General features: G+C 58.8%; 15 protein-coding genes. 12 read left to right on the top strand and 3 right to left on the bottom strand.

The features are described from left to right. Positions 1–437: 437 nt before the first annotated feature. From cobU to ccoP, 6 genes are all read left to right on the top strand, one after another. Positions 438–962 carry a bifunctional adenosylcobinamide kinase/adenosylcobinamide-phosphate guanylyltransferase gene (gene cobU / locus EYC79_RS23070; protein ID WP_130979632.1) on the top strand — a complete coding sequence of 175 codons (525 nt, stop codon included), beginning with the start codon at positions 438–440 and terminating at the stop codon, positions 960–962. Positions 963–1193: 231 nt separating this feature from the next. Then, positions 1194–1871: a hypothetical protein gene (locus EYC79_RS23065; protein ID WP_130979631.1), complete on the top strand. Its 678-nt coding sequence runs from the start codon at positions 1194–1196 to the stop codon at positions 1869–1871. Between the two features lie 167 nt (positions 1872–2038). Beyond that, a complete protein-coding gene (gene ccoN, locus EYC79_RS23060; RefSeq protein WP_130979630.1) occupies positions 2039–3661 on the top strand; it encodes a cytochrome-c oxidase, cbb3-type subunit I in 1623 nt (540 codons plus the stop codon). Between the two features lie 11 nt (positions 3662–3672). After that, entirely contained in the window at positions 3673–4404 is a 732-nt protein-coding gene (ccoO, locus tag EYC79_RS23055; protein ID WP_062437571.1) for a cytochrome-c oxidase, cbb3-type subunit II, read from the top strand. A gap of 12 nt (positions 4405–4416) precedes the next feature. After that, the gene (locus tag EYC79_RS23050) at positions 4417–4569 is read left to right on the top strand and encodes a CcoQ/FixQ family Cbb3-type cytochrome c oxidase assembly chaperone (RefSeq protein ID WP_062425388.1); all 153 of its coding nucleotides are present in this window, start codon (positions 4417–4419) and stop codon (positions 4567–4569) included. Between the two features lie 4 nt (positions 4570–4573). Beyond that, entirely contained in the window at positions 4574–5437 is an 864-nt protein-coding gene (gene ccoP / locus EYC79_RS23045; protein WP_130979629.1) for a cytochrome-c oxidase, cbb3-type subunit III, read from the top strand. A gap of 42 nt (positions 5438–5479) precedes the next feature. Here the strand turns inward: ccoP and EYC79_RS23040 are convergent, their stop codons facing one another. After that, positions 5480–5881, bottom strand: coding sequence for an SRPBCC family protein (locus tag EYC79_RS23040; protein ID WP_116493698.1), 402 nt, complete (start codon positions 5879–5881; stop codon positions 5480–5482). A 112-nt stretch (positions 5882–5993) separates the two neighbouring features. Here EYC79_RS23040 and ccoG point away from each other — a divergent pair, with 112 nt between their 5' ends. From ccoG to gndA, 5 genes are all read left to right on the top strand, one after another. Then, entirely contained in the window at positions 5994–7577 is a 1584-nt protein-coding gene (gene ccoG, locus EYC79_RS23035) for a cytochrome c oxidase accessory protein CcoG (RefSeq protein ID WP_130979628.1), read from the top strand. Continuing rightward, positions 7574–8074 carry a FixH family protein gene (locus EYC79_RS23030; RefSeq protein ID WP_130979627.1) on the top strand — a complete coding sequence of 167 codons (501 nt, stop codon included), beginning with the start codon at positions 7574–7576 and terminating at the stop codon, positions 8072–8074. Before ccoG ends, EYC79_RS23030 begins: the two co-directional genes overlap by 4 nt. Next, positions 8071–10371 (top strand): cation-translocating P-type ATPase, encoded by a 2301-nt coding sequence (locus tag EYC79_RS23025; RefSeq protein WP_130979626.1) that lies wholly within the window; start codon positions 8071–8073, stop codon positions 10369–10371. Before EYC79_RS23030 ends, EYC79_RS23025 begins: the two co-directional genes overlap by 4 nt. Further along, the gene (ccoS, locus tag EYC79_RS23020) at positions 10368–10523 is read left to right on the top strand and encodes a cbb3-type cytochrome oxidase assembly protein CcoS (protein ID WP_062437559.1); all 156 of its coding nucleotides are present in this window, start codon (positions 10368–10370) and stop codon (positions 10521–10523) included. Before EYC79_RS23025 ends, ccoS begins: the two co-directional genes overlap by 4 nt. 133 nt (positions 10524–10656) lie before the next feature. Beyond that, entirely contained in the window at positions 10657–12093 is a 1437-nt protein-coding gene (gene gndA, locus EYC79_RS23015) for an NADP-dependent phosphogluconate dehydrogenase (RefSeq protein ID WP_116493860.1), read from the top strand. 207 nt (positions 12094–12300) lie between these two features. Here the strand turns inward: gndA and EYC79_RS23010 are convergent, their stop codons facing one another. Then, positions 12301–13335: a GlxA family transcriptional regulator gene (locus EYC79_RS23010; protein ID WP_130979625.1), complete on the bottom strand. Its 1035-nt coding sequence runs from the start codon at positions 13333–13335 to the stop codon at positions 12301–12303. A 381-nt stretch (positions 13336–13716) separates the two neighbouring features. On the opposite strand from EYC79_RS23010, the gene EYC79_RS23005 reads away from it, so the two are divergent. Continuing rightward, entirely contained in the window at positions 13717–14127 is a 411-nt protein-coding gene (locus tag EYC79_RS23005; protein WP_245495348.1) for a response regulator, read from the top strand. 107 nt (positions 14128–14234) lie between these two features. On the opposite strand, the gene glgX is transcribed toward EYC79_RS23005, so the two are convergent. Continuing rightward, entirely contained in the window at positions 14235–16310 is a 2076-nt protein-coding gene (glgX, locus tag EYC79_RS23000) for a glycogen debranching protein GlgX (RefSeq protein ID WP_130979623.1), read from the bottom strand. Positions 16311–16327 lie beyond the last annotated feature (17 nt).

Below are 16327 nucleotides of genomic sequence, written 5' to 3'. Positions count from 1 at the left end.
ATGCTGGCGGAAAAATCCAATCCATTTTAGCGCGCGCTAACCATCCGGTAAGCTTATACCATTAGACAGATCGGCGGGGCTCCGGAGCGGGTATTGAGTACCGGGCCTCGTCTTCTTGTTTCCCCTCATTCCGAGAGCGGAAAGCGTGTCTTCAGCGGCTTTTTCCTCTCTCGAAATTTGACAAGAGCCGCATCGCATCCTACCTTCATTTCAGCGATCCGACGCTTTCCCCATGAGAGCCGATGTCGACTTGACCGCGCAGTGCGGACGGGCATTAGTCTTTTATGACGGTTACCGCGACGATCCAGCATGATCGACCGGGAGAACGCCTCCATATCTACGAATCGTTCTCTTTTCATGTCTGGCGCCTCAAGGCTTTCGGCACAGTCCGAACTGGCGGTCGGATCGCTTTTAATTCTTCTCCCTGCAGGTTCTGAATGAGCGAGATATCTCGTGCCGTCTTGGTGCTCGGCGGCGCACGCTCGGGCAAGTCCGCTTTCGCTGAACGGCTAGTGCTCTCGTCTGAGGGTGTCGCCCACTACGTGGCAACAGGCCGCGCCTGGGATGAGGAAATGAAATCTCGTATCGCCAGCCACCGTCTTCAGCGCGGGGATCAATGGATCACGCATGAGGAACCGTTGCATCTGGTCGACACGTTGGAACGACTGGATGACGCGTCCAACACCATCCTTGTTGATTGCTTGACCCTTTGGGTCACGAACCTGATGATGGAAGAGGGGCGGGATGTTGAAGCAGCTTTTCCTCCGCTCGTTGAACATGTGGTGAAAGCCAAAGCGAAGATTGTCTTCGTTTCGAACGAGGTAGGCCTCGGCATCGTGCCCGAGAATCGCATGGCGAGAGACTTTCGCGATCACGCTGGCCGGCTGCATCAGAGGATCGCTGCTGCGGCCTCGGAAGTTTATTTCATCGCGGCCGGCTTGCCTTTGAAGATGAAAGGGTAGGTCGCCCATCGCACGCCCGGATTTGCCTCGGCGCGGCCCTCCAACTCTTTAAATCTACGCGTCGTGCTGATCCGAAAATCGAGTTCTATTTTCGGGCCTTTGCTGTCGTGTCTCTCTGGACCTCCCACAAATCCGCCACAGAGGCATCGTGATTTGCTGCGTCTGCATCGTTTTGATGCCGACTGCTTGATGCGATTTTATCCAATCAAATCGATCCGGAGCCAGCAGCACATGTCATCCTCCGCCTTCAAAGCCCTTCTCTGCGGCCTAGCCATCTCCATCTCCGGGAAAGCCCTTGCCGCGCAAGCGAGTTGGCCGGACACGCCTGTCGGCCGTCTCGCGGCGCTGGCCACCGTTCAGGATCTGAGCGTCCAGCTGCTCAGCCAGGACAGCGCGACCTTGACACTAGAGCATTGGTGCGCCGACCATAAGCTTGCCGAACCCGCGAAAATCTCGGCGGTCCGCCTCAGGGACGTGAAGACAGCACCGGATGAGGTGCGCCACCAATTGAACGTTTCCGCCTCCGACCCGCTCGGGTACCGGCACGTTTTGCTGAAATGCGGCGATCTGGTGCTTTCGGAAGCGGATAACTGGTATGTGCCGGATCGGTTGACGACGGACATGAACCAGACGCTGGACACCACGGATACGCCCTTCGGCAAGGTCGTGCTACCACTTCATTTCCAGCGCCACACCGTGTCCTCCCAGCTAATCTGGCAGCCTCTTCCAGAGCATTGGGAAATGGGACAGGCAATTCCCGCCGGCCACAGCACCGCACTGGATATCCCCCAAACTCTGATCACAAATGAAGCCGTTCTCACGAAGCCGGATGGGACCCCGATCAGCTTCGTCATCGAGAACTATAAGGCCGCGCTCCTGAGCTTCCCGCCGCCCGCTATCGCTCGTTGATCGGGTGACCTCGCGGCCGTCCTTTGAGGCTGCGGTCTTGATTTGGATCAAGGTCGCTTGCCGTTGCGGGTGGCAAAGCTGCAAACGACGCGAAAGCATGTTTGCCGCTGTGATTCCGGTTCCTTCGCTCCGCGTCATATCTGATGTGAGGTTGGGGGAAGCCAACAATGAACTCTACTTTAGGAATAGCGATGGTGGCCGTAGGGGCCTTCCTCGCTTTGCTCGGGGCGGCCTTCGCTCACGACAATCTTTTCGCCGCCCATATGTGGGTGCTGTTCTTCGTGCTCCTTGTCGGCACGGTCGTGATGCTGCGCCGTGTCTCCTTCGCGCCTGTCGATCCGGCAGTCCAGGCACGCAGGAAGACCGAATATTTCGATGACGTGATCCGCTATGGGGTGATCGCCACGGTCTTCTGGGGCGTCGTCGGTTTTCTGGTGGGCGTGATCGTTGCGCTTCAGCTTGCCTATCCGGACCTGAACATCCAGCCATGGTTCAATTTCGGCCGCGTCCGTCCGCTACATACCTCCGCCGTCATCTTTGCCTTTGGTGGCAATGCGCTGATCGCAACCTCCTTTTACGTGGTGCAGCGCACCTGTCGCGCCAGACTGTTCGGCGGCGACCTCGGCTGGTTCGTCTTCTGGGGCTACAATCTCTTCATCGTCATGGCAGCGACCGGTTACCTGCTCGGCATCACGCAGGGCAGGGAATATGCCGAGCCTGAATGGTATGTCGATATCTGGCTAACCATCGTCTGGGTGGCCTATCTGATTACCTTCCTTGGCACCATCTTCGTGCGCAAGGAGCCGCATATCTATGTAGCGAACTGGTTCTACCTTTCCTTCATCGTTACCATCGCGATGCTCCACATCGTCAACAATCTGGCGGTGCCGGTGTCGTTCCTTGGCGTGAAGAGCTATTCGGTCTTCTCTGGCGTCCAGGATGCGCTGACGCAATGGTGGTACGGCCACAATGCCGTCGGCTTCTTCCTGACCGCCGGCTTCTTAGGGATGATGTACTACTTCATTCCCAAGCAGGTGAACCGCCCGGTCTATTCCTACCGCCTGTCGATCATCCACTTCTGGGCGCTGATCTTCATGTATATCTGGGCTGGTCCGCACCACCTGCATTACACAGCGCTGCCCGACTGGGCACAGACGCTCGGCATGGTGTTTTCGATCATGCTCTGGATGCCCTCATGGGGCGGCATGATTAACGGTCTGATGACGCTCTCTGGGGCATGGGACAAGTTGCGCACCGACCCGATCCTGCGCATGATGATCATGGCGGTTGCCTTCTATGGCATGGCGACCTTCGAAGGGCCGATGATGTCGATCAAGGCCGTCAATTCCCTCAGCCACTATACGGACTGGACGATCGGCCACGTGCATTCAGGTGCGCTTGGATGGAACGGCATGATCACCTTCGGCGCGGTCTATTTCCTCGTCCCGAAACTGTGGCATCGCGAACGGCTCTACAGCCTGGTGTTGGTCAACTGGCACTTCTGGCTCGCCACACTCGGTATCGTCGTCTACGCCGCTTCCATGTGGGTTGCCGGCATCCAGCAGGGCCTGATGTGGCGTGAGTATGATGCGCAGGGCTTCCTCGTCTATTCCTTCGCGGAAACCGTCGCTGCCATGTTCCCATACTATCTGCTGCGCGCGATGGGCGGCCTGCTGTTCCTCAGTGGCGCAATCGTCATGGCCTACAACATCACCAGAACCATTCTCGGCCATATGCGCGAAGAGAATACCGGCAAGGCTGCAGCGCCCAAGCTGCAACCGGCCGAGTAAGGAGATCGATCATGTCTATTCTGGACAAACACGGCATTATCGAGCGCAACGCCACCTTGCTTCTCGTCGGATCGCTGGCGGTCGTCTCGATTGGCGGCATCGTGGAGATTGCGCCGCTTTTCTATCTCGAAAACACGATCGAAAAGGTAGAGGGCATGCGGCCTTATTCGCCGCTGGAGCTTATGGGGCGCAACATCTACATCCGCGAAGGTTGCTATGTCTGCCATAGCCAGATGATCCGCCCCTTCCGCGATGAGGTGGAACGCTACGGCCATTACAGCCTTGCTGCAGAAAGCATGTATGACCATCCGTTCCAGTGGGGATCGAAAAGAACCGGACCGGATCTCGCGCGTGTGGGCGATCGCTATTCGAACGAATGGCATGTCCAGCATTTGAGCGCGCCGCGCTCCGTCGTGCCAGAATCGGTCATGCCGAGCTATGCCTTCCTGAAGACGACACCGCTGCAGGTGTCGAATGTGGCGATGGAGCTGAAAGCCAACCGGGCCGTCGGCGTGCCCTATAGCGACGACATGCTGCAGAACGCCGAGGCCGACATGAAAGCGCAGGCAGATCCGAACGCCGACACGACGGCCCTGGAGGCGCGGTATCCCAAGGCAAAGATAGGAGATTTCGACGGTGATCCGACGAAGCTGACCGAAATGGACGCGCTGGTCGCCTATCTGCAGATGCTCGGCACGTTGGTCGATTTTTCGACCTACGACGACGCTGCCGGTTACCGATAGGAGGAGCATGAGATGGAAACCTACACCGCCATGCGCCACTTCGCCGATAGCTGGGGCCTGCTCGTCATGACGCTTTTCTTCCTCTGCGTCGTCCTTTTCACCTTGCGTCCCGGTGGCGGAAAGGCCGCCAGCGACGCCGCCAAGATTCCTCTCAAGGAGGATTGATATCATGTCGGACAAACACATAGACCAGATCAGCGGCGTCGAAACCACCGGCCACGAGTGGGACGGCATTCGAGAGCTGAACAACCCCATGCCCCGCTGGTGGGTGTGGACGTTCTACGCCACCATCGTCTGGGCCATCGGCTACACGATTGCCTTTCCCGCCTGGCCGCTGATCAGCGGTGCGACGCATGGCGTTCTCGGCTGGAGCAGCCGCGCCACTGTCGCGACCGAGATGGCCAGTGCCAAGGCAGGCCAGAACGCCTACCTCGACAAGATCGCATCCTTGTCACTGGAGGAGATCCAGGCCGACAGCGAACTCATGCAGTTTGCCGTTGCCGGTGGCGCCGCGGCCTTCAAGGTCAACTGCATCCAGTGCCACGGCTCTGGTGCTGAGGGCGGCAATGGGTATCCCAACCTCAACGATGATGACTGGCTGTGGGGTGGTAAGGCAGAGGATGTCTACACGACCATCACCCACGGCATACGCTTCACCGAGGATCCGGAAACACGCGTGTCGGAAATGCCGGCCTTTGCCGATGTGCTGAAGAGCGATGAAATCCGTGCCGTCGCGGCCTATGTTGTCAGCCTGACAGGAACGCCGCATGATCCGGCCATGATTCAGGCGGGTAAGCAGATCTTTGCCGACAACTGCGCCTCATGTCATGGGGACGATGCCAGGGGCAACCGCGATATGGGCGCGCCAAACCTCGCTGACGCAATCTGGCTGAAGGCGCATGGCGAAGAGGGCGTCGTTGCCCAGATCCGGGCACCCAAACATGGTGTCATGCCCGCCTGGGGCGAGCGTCTGGGAGATACCACGGTCAAGCAACTGGCGCTCTTCGTCCACTCGCTGGGTGGTGGTGAATAGGGCGACTTAAAAGGCAATAGGGGCCGCGTCGTGCGGCCCTTTTCATTGATGCTCCAGAAGGCCCTTCAAAGTCTTCAGATCCGCCAACACGGCGGCGGCATCCCGGTCGTGATCCTCTTCCGTCATGCCCGGCAGTCGTAGAACGGTGAAGGCAATTTCCGCCCCTTCACCATTCGGTGTCACCCGAAGCGCATTGTAGACTTGCATCCCATCCGGCAGCGTCACTACGTGGTCGATGACGCCAAAATCATTCGGCTCAGCAAAGCGCACGCGGGCGTCTCCGAGCGGCCCTGAAGCGATCCAGTCTTTACCATCCTGCCGCAATCCACTTGCCAGACCCGCCGCCCAGCGCGGCATCCTGTTGGGATCTGAAGCAAAGGCGTAGACCTCCCGCCATGGCCGATCGATTGCCAGGTGCACGATCCGTGAGATCATCGTCGCCATCGTTCCTCTCCCGTCCGCAGCGCCTGCGCCACATTGTCCCGACTTGACCTAAGTCAAGGATGATGGACACGCAGGATGTCAAAACGCAAGGACAGAAACGGACCTTGCGATCATGAACCTTTATACCGCCCGCGACCCCGGCAATGGCTCCGAGCCTGTCGAGAGATTGAATGCCGAACCGGTCAATTCTGCGAAAAACAGGAAGCCGCTTTACGAGGCGCGCAAGAAGATTTTCCCGAAGCGGGCGGAGGGACAGTTTCGTCGTTTCAAATGGATCGTGATGCTGATCACATTGGGCATCTACTATCTGACACCCTGGATCCGATGGGACCGTGGTCCCTATGCGCCCGATCAGGCGGTGCTCGTCGATATCGCCAGCAGGCGTTTCTACTTCTTCTTCATCGAGATATGGCCGCAGGAATTCTACTACGTTGCCGGGCTTCTGGTCATGGCGGGTTTCGGCCTCTTTCTCATCACGTCAGCAATCGGCCGCGCCTGGTGCGGCTATACCTGTCCTCAAACGGTGTGGGTCGATCTCTTCCTCGTGGTAGAGCGCGCCATCGAGGGCGACCGAAACGCGCGCATGAAGCTCGAGGCTGCGCCGTGGAGCTTGGACAAGCTGCGAAAGCGCGTCTCCAAGCATCTCATCTGGCTGGCGATCGGTGTGATGACGGGCGGTGCCTGGATATTCTACTTCGCCGATGCTCCAACCCTGCTGAAGCAGTTCGTGACGGGCGAGGCGCCGATGGTCGCCTATTACACCGTGGCGATCCTGACGGCGACGACGTACGTCTTTGGCGGTCTGATGCGCGAGCAGGTGTGCACCTATATGTGCCCTTGGCCCCGCATCCAGGGTGCGATGCTGGACGAGCATTCGCTGGTGGTCACCTATAACGACTGGCGCGGCGAACCCCGCTCGCGTCACGCCAAAAAGGCGGTTGCCGCAGGTGAGCCGGTGGGCGACTGCGTGGACTGCAATGCCTGTGTTGCCGTCTGTCCCATGGGCATCGATATCCGCGACGGGCAGCAGATGGAGTGCATCACCTGCGCGCTGTGCATCGATGCCTGCGATGGCGTTATGGACAAGGTCGGTAAGCCACGCGGCCTGATCGCCTATGCCACGCTTCAGGAATACGATGCAAACATGGCGCTGGCGACCGGCAATGGCGCGCATGACATTCAGCCGAGTGCTGTCCGCAATCCAGATGGCCGCTTCGTCAATGCCGTACGCCATTTCAATTGGCGGATCATTTTGCGTCCACGCACGATCTTTTACATGACAGTCTGGTGTCTGGTCGGTGTCGTCATGCTGGTGACGCTGGCCACCCGCGAGCGCCTTGCGGTCAACGTCATTCACGATCGCAATCCGCAATATGTGCTGGAATCGGATGGCTCGATTCGCAACGGATACACCGTCCGGCTTCTCAACATGATCGCGCAGCCGCGCACCATCACCTTGTCACTGGATGGGCTACCTGGGGCGGTGATGAAGATCAACGGTCTGGTCGATCAGCCTGCGCGAAGCTTCGACATCAAGGTCAAGCCAGACGAAGTCACAAGCCTCAAGCTCTTCGTGACCATGCCCGCCGGCGCCACCAAAACAGCAAGCGATTTCACATTCCTCGCGTCGGACGCTGAAAACTCAGAGACCGCACACTACAAGGCCGTCTTCAATGGGCCGGGAGCAAAGAAATGACGATCGAACGACGGGAAAAGCCAGGCTTTCTCTTCACCGGCTGGCACATGCTTACCATCATGGTGCTGTTCTTCGGCACCGTGATTGCGGTCAATGTCACCATGGCGTGGAACGCGGTTTCGAGTTGGAGCGGGCTTGTGGTGCAAAACACCTATGTTGCCAGCCAGCAGTTCAACGGCAAGGCGGAAGCCGCCAAGGCGCGTGCGGCAAGCGGCATCGTCGGCAAGCTCAAACTCGATGGCGATACCATCGCTTATGAGGTAACCCACCCCACCAGGGGGCCTGTCGAGACCGATGCCGTGACGCTCAATTTTCGCCGCCCGGTTGGGGAGAAACAGGATTTCTCTCTGGTTCTGGAAAAACAATCGGTGAATGGGTTTGCGGCCCACCATCAGTTGGCGCCAGGAGACTGGATCGTCGAGGCCGTCGCCGTGAAGGATGGCAAGATCATCGTTCATGAAGGCACCCGCATCGATATTGCCGGGGGCGTGAGATGAGCTGCTGCGCGCCTGGCACCGAAAGTGCTCTCGACCAAGCGGGATTGAGAAAGGCTTTGCCGTCGTCGGAAGAGATGATGCTCGCCAGTCGCGATCTCGGGCAGGGGTTACGACAGATCGATCTCTCGGTGCCCGGCGTCTATTGCGGTACCTGCATCACCACGATCGAAACTTGCTTGAAAAGACTGCCCGAGGTTGAGCGCGCCCGCGTCAACCTGTCCTCGAAACGCGTATCCATTGTTTGGCGGGAGGAAGTCGCCGACGTTCGCACCGATCCGGGCATCCTTGCCAAGGCAGTCGCCTCGACGGGATACGACACCCATCTCTTTACCAGTGCCGAAGAAGCCTCCGACGAACTCAGGAACCAGTTGATCCGGGCGGTCGGTCTGACAGGTTTTGCAGCCGCGAACATCATGCTGCTGTCCGTGTCGGTCTGGTCCGGCGCGGATGCTTCCACGCGCGACATGTTTCACTGGATATCCGCCCTGATCGCGGCACCTGCGCTGATCTATGGTGGCCGGTTCTTCTATCAGTCTGCTTATCGCGCTCTGAAGCACGGCCGAACCAACATGGATGTGCCGATCGCCCTTGCAATCACGCTGTCCTATGCCGTCTCGATTTGGGAAACGATGCATAGCGGCAGCCATGCCTGGTTCGATGCGACCGTCTCGCTGCTGTTCTTTCTGCTGATCGGCCGCACGCTCGATCACGTCATGCGCGACCGCGCCCGGTCAGCCGTTGCCGGTCTTGCCAGACTGTCACCGCGCGGTGCCATGGTTCTCCTCAACGGTGGAGCGCGCGAATACCGGGCAATTGCCGAGTTGGTTCCGGGAGATACCATCCTTGTTGCAGCGGGCGAAAGGGTGCCGGTGGATGGCGTGATCATAGCGGGCACCAGCGACCTGGACATGTCCATCGTCAACGGTGAGAGCGCCACCCGCATTGTCCAGCCAGGCGAGAGTATTCAGGCGGGTACCCTAAACCTCACCGGTCCACTGACCATCAGGGCAACGGCGCTTGCGCGTGAGTCCTTCCTGGCGGAGATCATTGGCTTGATGGAAGCGGCCGAAGGGGGCAGGGCGCGTTACCGGCGCCTGGCAGATCGCGCTGCGCAGTACTATTCGCCTGTGGTTCACCTCCTGGCGCTCATATCCTTCGTTGCCTGGGGCATATTTGGCGGAGACTGGAAACAGGCGATGCTGATCGCAATTGCCGTTCTGATCATCACCTGCCCGTGTGCATTGGGTCTTGCTGTTCCCGTCGTGCAGGTTGTTGCAGCGGGGGAACTGTTCAAGAACGGTGTCATGGTCAAGGATGGCTCGGCAATGGAGCGGCTTGCCGAGGCCGATACTGTGCTCTTCGACAAGACCGGTACATTGACGCTCGGCGAGCCCCGTCTGCTCGATATGGCGGATGTGCCGGACGACGCCTTGCTGCTTGCCGCAGGCCTTGCCGCCAATTCTCGTCACCCTCTTTCCCAGGCGCTCTACGGCTCGGTTCGCGGCGCGCTCCCAGTGTTCGATGCTGTCAGCGAGATACCCGGATGCGGCGTGGAGGCGAGGACAGAGAAAGGCATCTACCGGCTGGGCAACAGACGCTTTTGCTGCCCGACGGAGGCGCCGCGAAGCGAGGGAGACACCGCGTCGGAGGTGGTGTTGTCACTGGAGGGTGAAGAAGTTGCCTGCTTCCGCTTCGAGGACCAGACGAGGCCCGGCACGTGCCAGGCGATCAAAACCTTGCAGGGTTTCGGGTTCAGCGCAGAGATCGTCTCCGGAGACAGACCATCCGCCGTCAAGGCGTTGGCAGGCAAGCTCGGGCTCGAAAGCTGGAACGGCGGCTTCACCCCAGTGGACAAGGCGCGGCGCTGCGAGCAGCTTGCCGCCGAAGGTCGCAAGGTGCTGATGGTGGGCGACGGGATCAACGACGCCCCGGCGCTGGCCGCAGCCCATGTGTCCATTGCTCCGGCATCGGCAGCCGACATTGGCCGCCAGGCCGCGGACTTCGTCTTCGTGCGAGAGGATCTAAGGTCCGTGGCCTTTGCTGTCGATATTTCGCGACGGGCAGGGCGGCTCATCCGACAGAATTTTGCGCTGGCGATTGGCTATAACATCATCGCTGTTCCGATTGCGCTCGCAGGTCTCGCCACGCCCATGATCGCAGCCATTGCCATGTCTACGTCCTCGATCATCGTGGTCACCAACGCGCTTCGCCTCAGTGGCTTCGAACGGAAAGCGACACGGAAGCTTGAGCAGCGGTCCGCCGAAATTGGGATGGCAACTGGAGCGCAGATCGCATGAACATGTTGGTGTTCCTCATACCCGTCGCGTTGCTTCTCGGTGCGCTCGGTCTGTTCGCCTTTCTCTGGTCGCTGAAAAGCGGTCAGTATGAGGATATGGATGGCTCCGCCTGGCGGGCGCTGGAGGATGGTGACGACAAACCGTCCGCTTGACGGTTTTGGGGACGGCGACGCCAAAGGTGACCGCTGTCATCAAAATTTAACCGTTTCAATTGGGTCTCACCTTGCCGTTTGAAGGCGGGAGTGCCAAAACAGGCGCCATCAGATGCAAAATGGAGACACATCCGTGGAACAGGCAGAAATCGGTTTGATCGGTCTTGGCGTCATGGGCTCGAACCTGGCGCTCAACATCGCGGAAAAAGGCAACAAGATTGCCGTTTTCAACCGAACCCCGGAAGCGACGAAGAAATTTTACGCCGACGCCGGCGAACTGCAGGGACAGATCATCCCTTGCGAAACCATTGAAGACTTCGTTGCCGCCATTCGCCCGCCGCGCCCGATCATCATCATGATCAAGGCCGGCGATCCCGTCGATCAGCAGATGGAAATTCTCAAGCCCTATCTGGAAAACGGCGACATCATGATCGATGCGGGCAACGCCAACTTCCGTGACACGATCCGTCGTTTCGACACTCTGAAAGACAGCGGCCTGACCTTCATTGGCATGGGTGTTTCCGGCGGAGAAGAGGGCGCTCGCCATGGTCCGTCCATCATGGTCGGCGGCACCGAAGAGAGCTGGAAGCGCGTCGAAAAGGTGCTGACATCGATCTCGGCCAAATATGATAACGACCCTTGCGTTGCCTGGCTCGGCAATGATGGCGCGGGACACTTCGTCAAGACGATCCATAACGGCATCGAATATGCCGATATGCAGATGATCGCCGAAATCTACGGCATCTTGCGCGACGGTCTTAAGCTCAGCGCCGGGGAAATTGCCGATGTCTTCGGCACGTGGAACAAGGGCCGCCTGAATTCCTATCTGATCGAGATCACCGAGAAGGTGCTGCGCGCCGCCGATCCCGTTACCGGCAAGCCGATGGTGGATCTGATCCTCGACAAGGCAGGTCAGAAGGGCACTGGCAAGTGGTCCGTTATCGAGGCACAGAATATGGGTGTCGCGGCAACGGCTATCGAAGCCGCCGTCGCTGCTCGTATTCTTTCATCTCAGAAGGACGAGCGCGAAGCCGCGGAGAAGATCTTCGGCGTTCCGAAGGCGCTTGCCGCACCCGCGGACAAGCAGGCCTTCATCGACGATCTGGAAAACGCACTTCTTGCCGCAAAGATCGGCGCCTATGCGCAAGGCTTCGCCGTGATGGCTGCGGCGTCCAAGGAGTTCAACTGGGACCTGCCGATGCCCACCATCGCCCGCATCTGGCGCGCTGGCTGCATCATCCGCTCGCAGTTCCTCGATGAAATCACCTCGGCCTTCACCAAGGATCCGCATGTAGCGAACCTTATCGTGACGCCAGCCTTCTCCAAGATGGTTCAGGACACGGACGCACCGCTGCGCCATGTCGTTTCGCACGCCATCCTGTCTGGCCTGCCGGTCCCGGCTCTTGCCTCCGCACTCGGTTATTTCGACGCCTACCGCCGTGGTCGCGGCACAGCCAACCTCATCCAGGCGCAGCGCGACTTCTTCGGCGCGCATGGCTTTGAGCGGACCGATGGCGTCGACAAACCGCACGGCCCTTGGGGCAGCGGCCTCGATATCTTCTCGAAATAACGAACAAAGGCTCGCTTCGGCGGGCCTTTTTTCGGGGCGATGAACGGTTGAAGCGCACTCAGGCATCATGGCCGGGGTTGGTCCGACCATCGAGCTTTCAATGGATCGCCGTCCCGACACGGGGTCGAAAATCTGGGCTGTCTTACTTTTTGGAAGCGACCGACAACGCGCTGCACTGACTTAGCGCGGCGCGTGCTAACGGCAAATTCAATGTGCGGCTTTGCCCTGGCTGGCTGCTAGCATTCTCGATGCGCTGATCACGAGTTTGCGCTCTGCCCGCTCCTGTTGCGGCGTGCGGTTGTAGATTTCGCGATAACACTTGGAAAAGTGCGAGGCCGAGACGAAGCCACATGCGACCGCGACTTCCACAACCGGCATGGCCGATTGCACCAGAAGGTGACGCGCCCGATCCAGCCTGATCTCAAGATAGTAGCGCGCGGGTGATCGGCCCATTTCCTGGCGGAACAGTCGCTCCACCTGCCTGCGGGAAAGATCGGCGCCTTCGGCAATATCGAGAAGCGAAAGAGGCTCAGAGAGGTTCCTTTCCATCAGCTCGATGATCGAGAGAACCTTGTCGTTCTGCACGCCAAGACGGGCGCGGAGCGGCAGACGTTGGCGATCGTGTGGATTGCGCACGCGGTCCGTCAACTGCTGTTCGCACACGCGGTTCACCAGGTTTTCGCCGAAATCCTGACCGATCAGGTTCAGCATCATGTCGAGCGAAGCCGTTCCGCCGGCGCAGGTATAGATGTTGCCGTCCACTTCGTAGAGATCGGCATAGACTTCGACTTGCGGAAAAGCCTCGGAAAAACCTGGAAGATTTTCCCAGTGGATCGCACAGCGCTTGCCATTCAGCAGTCCCGCCTGGGCAAGCACATGTGCGCCCGTACAGAGACTACCGACAGCAATGCCGCGATTGTTGACTTCACGCAGCCACGCATTGACCGACTTGTTCACATATTGATCGATGTCGATCCCGGAACAGACCAGCACCATGCTTGGGCGGTTCTCGCCGCCGATGCATTTGCGCTCTTCAGCAAGAGAGGTGTTCGCCTCCAGCGCAATACCGCTGGAGGAGGTCACCTTGAGGCCGTCAATGGAAGCAAGGCGCCATTCATAGGCATCGTAGCCGAGCATGCGGTTGGCGATACGCAACGTTTCCACCGCCGCCGTAAACGGAAGCATGGTGAACTGAGGAACCATGAAAAATACGATTGAACGTTTCTTGGGAGTTTTGCTCATGACGACCATGCCCCATTTTGCGGAAAAGCAATTTCTTGCTTGGAAACTATCATCTGTATGTTCTGAATGCGACGGCCTGAAGGAGAAATACGACGCGGGTTCGTCCACGTCAAAAAAACAATCCGTGAGACCGGCTTGACAAACGGCAATATCTAATTTGCGACATGCCGTTTCGAGATATTTTGCATTTTATTAATATTGTTTTCAATTTTGTCCCGCATGCTCTCATCAATGTCGCCGAATTGCGCGTTCTGTTGGAAAGATGGAATGGCGGACGTCGAAGCCACCGCCACCCATCGGGTGCCACAGCACGTGAACTGCCAAGTCTTGTGTCTGGCGGTCCAGGCTTAAAGCGGAGTATTGCGTATGCAGGAAGCTGGCGTGACGGTATTGGTTGTCGAAGACGAACCAATCATTCGATTTGCCCTTGTGGATGCCCTGGAAGAGAAGGGCTACCGCGTTTTGGAAGCATCCAATGTGCTGGAAGCCGTGGGTGTGATCGGCAAGAACGAGCAGATCGCTGCCGTGGTGACCGATATCGACATGCCGGGCGGTTTGTCCGGCCTCGATCTCGTCGAGACACTAGACAAGTCTCAACATCACATTGCAGTCGTCGTCACCTCTGGGGGACATGCGTCTGAAAGCTTGGACCTTCCGGCAGATGCCCGCTTCTTCAGCAAGCCCTATCACTTCGACGACATTCTGTTTGCCGTGCGCTCCACTATCGCCGCCAAGGCAAAGCTGTTGAAGAAGCGCCGCGGTTTGCGCCTCGTCGGCGCCGCGGCACGCTGACCCTTAAAGGTGCCGCGCCGGTCGGTGAACGACCGGTTCTGCCCGTATAGAAAAAGCCGGAGGGTCACTCCGGCTTTCATTCTCAAATCAGACCCTGTGATCGATGATTACGCGGCACGCAGCAAGACCAGGCTCCGGGCTTCCATCGTATAGTTCTGCGCGTTGGCAATCTGGTTGCCGGCAACGGTTGGGTCGGCTGTGGTCAGTTCCGTCGTCCAGCCATGCTCTACTTCGGGAAGCTTGAACTCGACATCGCCCTCATGCGGATTGAAGAGAATGAGGACATCATTCCATTCGTCGCCTTCCGGGCCGCCTTCTCGGGTCATGCGCAGGCCGAGCGATGTGCTTCCCGCGTCCGCCCAATGTTCCTGCGTCTGCTCGCCGCCGCCTGGGTTCAGCCAGGTGACGTGCGTGCCGTCATGCCAGCTGTCGCGACGAAGCACGGAATGGGTCTGCCTCAGTTCGATCAGGCGGCGGGTAAACTCGCGCAACGTTTCGGCGCTTTCCGGTAGACCCTCCCAGTGCACCCAGCTCAGATCGCTATCCTGGCAATAGCCGTTGTTGTTGCCCATCTGGCTGCGGCCGAACTCGTCACCTGCAAGGATCATCGGCGTGCCGTGAGAAAGCAGAAGCGTTGCGAGGAAATTGCGCTTCTGGCGATCACGAACGGCGGTGATGCCTTCGTCATCCGTCGGGCCTTCGACGCCGTAGTTGAAGCTACGATTGTCGCTGTGACCGTCCTTGTTGTCTTCGCCGTTCGCCTCGTTGTGCTTCTCGTTGTAGGAGACGAGGTCGTTCAGCGTGAAGCCGTCATGCGCAGTGATAAAGTTCACACTTGCCCAGGTCTTGCGGCCGCGAAGATCGTAGACGTCGCCGGAACCGAGAACGCGCGCGGCAAAATCGCCGGCCGTGCCATCTTCATCCTTCCAGTATTCGCGCACCGTGTCGCGATACTTGTCGTTCCATTCCGCCCAGCCGGGCGGGAAGCCGCCGACTTGATAACCGCCAGGGCCGATGTCCCAGGGCTCACCCACGAGCTTCAAGCGAGACAGCACCGGATCCTGGCCGACAGCATCGAAGAAACCGCTGCGCTGATCGAACCCTTCCGGCTCGCGACCCAGAATAGTGCCAAGATCGAAGCGGAAGCCGTCGACATGCATATCTTCGGCCCAGTAGCGCAGCGAGTCCGTCACCATCTGCAGCACACGCGGGTGAGAGGTATTGACGGTGTTTCCCGTTCCCGTGTCGTTGATGTAATAGCGGGGCTGATCGGGCAGGGTGCGGTAATAGGAGAAGTTGTCGATCCCCTTGAATGAGAGGGTCGGTCCAAGTTCATTGCCTTCTGCCGTGTGGTTATAGACCACGTCGAGAATGACTTCGATGCCGCCATCGTGGAAGGCCCGCACCATATCGCGGAAACCTGCCATAGCACGCGGGCCGTAGTAACGCGAAGCCGGTGCAAAAAAGGCAAGGGAGTTGTATCCCCAGAAGTTCTTCAGCCCCTTGTCGAGCAGATGCGAATCGTCGGGGAAGTAGTGGATCGGAAGAAGCTCGATCGACGTGATGCCGAGGCTTTTGATGTAGGAAACGACATCCTTGTGGCCGAGCCCTTCATAGGTGCCCTTGAGCTCCTCGGGCAGGGCAGGGTGAAGCTTGGTGAAGCCCTTGACGTGCGTTTCGTAGAAGATGGTCTTCGACCACGGAATGTTCGGGCGCTTGTCGCCGCTCCAGTCATAATCCTTGGGATCGATCACGCGGCACTTAGGCATCTTGGAGGCGCTGTCGGCCTCGTTATAGGACAGATCCTTGTCCTCGCTGTTCAGGTCGTAGCCGAACTGCTCCTGGCCCCATTGGATGTCGCCCACCAGTTCGCGCGCGTAAGGGTCGACCAGCAGCTTGTTGGGGTTGAAGCGGTGGCCGTTTTCCGGATCATAGGGGCCGTGGACGCGATATCCGTAAAGGGCGCCGGGCTTCAGTCCCGGAACATAGCCGTGCCAAATTTCGTTGGTGAACTCAGGCAGAGTGATGCGCTCGATTTCGGTGTTGCCCGTCTCATCGAAAAGACAAAGTTCGACCCGTTGTGCACATGCGCTGAAGATTGCAAAATTTACGCCGTCGCCATCGAAATTGGCGCCCAGGCGCGTGAAATCGCCGGGCTGAATGCTAGAGCCGAACTTTGACATGGGTTTCCTCTTGATGA

Source organism: Agrobacterium cavarae (assembly GCF_004310285.1).
In the GTDB taxonomy this organism is placed as follows: Bacteria; Pseudomonadota; Alphaproteobacteria; order Rhizobiales; family Rhizobiaceae; genus Agrobacterium; species Agrobacterium cavarae.
Note: the sequence above shows the minus strand (reverse complement) of the source record. Positions and strands in the feature narration are given on the sequence as shown.